General features: G+C 45.5%; 3 protein-coding genes. All 3 read left to right on the forward strand.

Annotated features, from left to right (window positions below; genetic code table 11):
* On the forward strand, window positions 1-291 hold a 291-nt coding region (locus tag C5O24_RS14120; RefSeq protein WP_161553901.1), incomplete at its 5' end, for a hypothetical protein.
* 537 nt (window positions 292-828) lie between these two features.
* Window positions 829-2,859 carry an RHS repeat domain-containing protein gene (locus C5O24_RS12060; RefSeq protein WP_228449333.1) on the forward strand — a complete coding sequence of 677 codons (2,031 nt, stop codon included), beginning with the start codon at window positions 829-831 and terminating at the stop codon, window positions 2,857-2,859.
* The coding region (locus tag C5O24_RS14365; RefSeq protein WP_205961113.1) for a hypothetical protein at window positions 2,856-3,160 on the forward strand (305 nt) is incomplete at its 3' end. The genes C5O24_RS12060 and C5O24_RS14365, both read left to right, overlap by 4 nt.

The raw sequence follows: 3,160 nt of genomic DNA on the forward strand, positions 1-3,160 counted from the left end.
ACCCCACATTGGGTCTATACCATCTTTGCGGTTCTACTTCTCGCCGCCGGAGGTTTCGGTTATGGATTCTTCTATCAGCTCAACAAAAACTCAAAGCTAAAAGATGTGGAATGGCTCTACCGTTACGAGCGTGGACTTAACCGCGACATGAATGTGGTAATGCACCGTGAACGCCTTATGCTCCACGGCAAGCCCAACGAAGTTGACAGCATGAGGTCGCTAATCCGACATCAGGAGCATAGAACCCAAGCCGACACCACTTTTGTAAACTACTATCCTACCAATCCCTAAATATATCCCATGCCACCGGCTGCTACATGAGCTTTCGGTGGCATTTCTCTTTTAATCGGAGTAATACTGATATGTTTTTCAGCATATCGCATTGTTGGTTTAAATATTATCCGTAATTTTGTTAATTAAGATGGAATAGCAATCTCAACTCCTGTAATGATTCTGACGCGATGTATAAGCATATCTATTGATAATGGTGTGACCTTAAATCAGACCAAGACACGCCGCACTCTCATCGTGCCAAATCAGGCGATTGCAACCTACGTCACCCAGTGGACTTACGACAGCCACAACCGACTCATCGAGATGATCTATCCCGACGAGGAGAAGGTTACTTATTCCTACAACCTCGGAGGTCTCCTTGAAAAGGTTCGCGGCGAGAAGTCATACGGCTATGACTACATCACCAAGTTAGGCTACGACAAGTTCGAGCAGCGCAGCTACCTGAAGTACTGCAACGGCGCGGAGACATTCTACACCTACGACAACCGTCGCCGCCTGAGCAATCTCGCTGTCAACAGCGGAGGCACATCCATTATGGACAACGCCTATACGTTTGATGCGGTCAGCAATGTACTTTCGGTGGCAAATAATGCTTCTCTCCCTGCCAACGGCAATGCCGGCGGCCAGATGTCGCACACCTATACTTATGACGGTCTCTATCGTCTCGCCACCGCCAAAGGTACATACACCGGAGCAGACAACAAGTCCGCATCCTATACCCTCGCTATGGGCTATGACAATATGCACCGCATCAAGTCGAAGAGCCAGCATCTCACTCAGGACAACGTTCAGTTCAACGGCACCCTCAATGTCGGTTACGACCTCACTTACGCCTACAGTTCGGAAGAAGGAAAGAAATTCCAACTCGAAAGTGTAAAGGATGTTAATTACCGCACTGAGGAGACTCCCGAAGGTCAACAAGTGGAGAACGGTCACATCTACCAGTACGACAAAAACGGCAACCTTATTTACGTCAACACCAATCGCGTAATGACGGATGGCCATAGAGATAACAGTGTCGGAGAGCGCAAGCTTATCTGGGATGAGGAGAATCGTCTGCTTGCTGTTGACGACAACGGCTTCGTGTCCAACTACTGGTACGACGCCGACGGAGAGCGCACTGTCAAGACATCCGGAGAAAGCGATCAGGTCTATGTCAACGGAGTCTTCTCCGGTGGCTCGACCAACACCGCGAAATTCTCCCTCTATGTCAGCCCGTACCTCGTGGCTAATCAGGGAGGTCGTTACACCAAACATATCTACGCTGGTTCGCAGAGAATTGTGTCCAAGGTCGGCGATTTCGCCTCCTACGGCTCAGACCCGCGCCGCATAGAATATGCCGGTGCCAACACCGACGGCCTTTCGGTTGACTACAAGTCAAAGTATGCAGCGCAGCAGCAGGTTATCAAGGACAACTACAAGTTCTTCGATGTACCGTACAACGGCACTGACAACGACAACTATGCTGACGGCGAAGGATTCTGCTGCAATGACGGTTCAATGGAGGCGGCTGTTGCGCAGGCTCGGAAGGCTCAGACCCGCGCGGTTTCGCGGTCTTTCAAAGATCCCGACAACTACGAGAACTTGCAGTTCTTCTATCACCCCGACCACCTCGGAAGTTCCAGCTTCATTACCAACCTTGACGGTGAAGTAGTTCAGCACATCGAGTATGTCCCCTTCGGCGAAGTCTTCATCGAGGAGCGCAACAACGTGTGGAACACTCCTTATCTCTTCAACGCTAAAGAGTTCGATGAGGAGACAGGTATGTACTACTACGGTGCCCGCTACTATGACCCACGTATCAGCCTGTGGATGTCAACTGACCCAGCACAAGAAGAATATTATAGCCATTCTTCCTACTGTTTCTCAGGCAATAATCCTATAATATACATAGATTACAATGGAAAAGAATGGACTGATTTAGATGGGCAGGTCATAACAGATACTAAGAATATCAAGAAATTCATATTTTATTCAAAAGATTTCAGCAAACAAGCAAAAGTGCAATATAATGACGGCATCAAAAAGTATGGAGCTGGAAGTGTAGCCATGAGTCAGACAAGTACTACTCAGGCTTTCTCAGAAGATTGGAAAAATATGAATGGAACTGAGATTTCTGAAGTATTAATTATGACGCACGGGAAGAATCAATCAATTCTTGTTGGTGAAGGTCAGCAGTTTACGGCAACAGGAGATGGGAAAACTAATATTTCAAGGTCTCCTGCTCCAAATATTCAAGATCTTCCTCAACCGACTGGCAATATTGAAAATGCGATGTTATATATGTATTCTTGCCATTCTGCAGACACAAATCCACATCCACACGGAGAAGGAGATCATCAACAAGGAGCTTTGCTTGGGTCACAACGACCAATAGCGTATGTATTTGCTCAATATTTCAAATTTTATGGAGTGCAAGGCACAAGTGAATCTGTAAATTACCATTACGGCTTAATGGATTTATTTTCGCCTTCATCAGATTATTTGCAACCATATCCAGCAAATGGAGGTAAATGGCGCATTTACTACAATTCCAATAACTCATTAAGAAAGCAGGGCAAATGACAAAAAAAAGACTTTTTCTCATTGTCGTATTTACTGCGACAATAGTCTTAAGTCTACTCTCTATCGCTTATAGCAAGCACTATATCAAATATAGTGCTTGCTATAAGCTCACTACACTTAAGACTCCGTACTATCCTGATGCCTATAGGTTTATAAATACTAAAGAAGATCTTGAGGTTTGTATTGAATCGGTGAACGATACTGTTGATGTTAAGAATTTCATTGAGTCCAATAAAATAGACTTTAGAAGATATTCCTATGTGATGGTATTTGGTGCCCCTATTAAGGAGATGTATTATAG

It is taken from the genome of Paramuribaculum intestinale (assembly GCF_003024925.1).
Lineage (GTDB): Bacteria > Bacteroidota > Bacteroidia > Bacteroidales > Muribaculaceae > Paramuribaculum > Paramuribaculum intestinale.

What these genes read in the sequence shown, in the direction of transcription:
- C5O24_RS12060 (WP_228449333.1), top strand. Translation starts at nt 829, where the DNA reads ATGGACAACGCCTATACGTTTGATGCGGTCAGCAATGTACTTTCGGTG.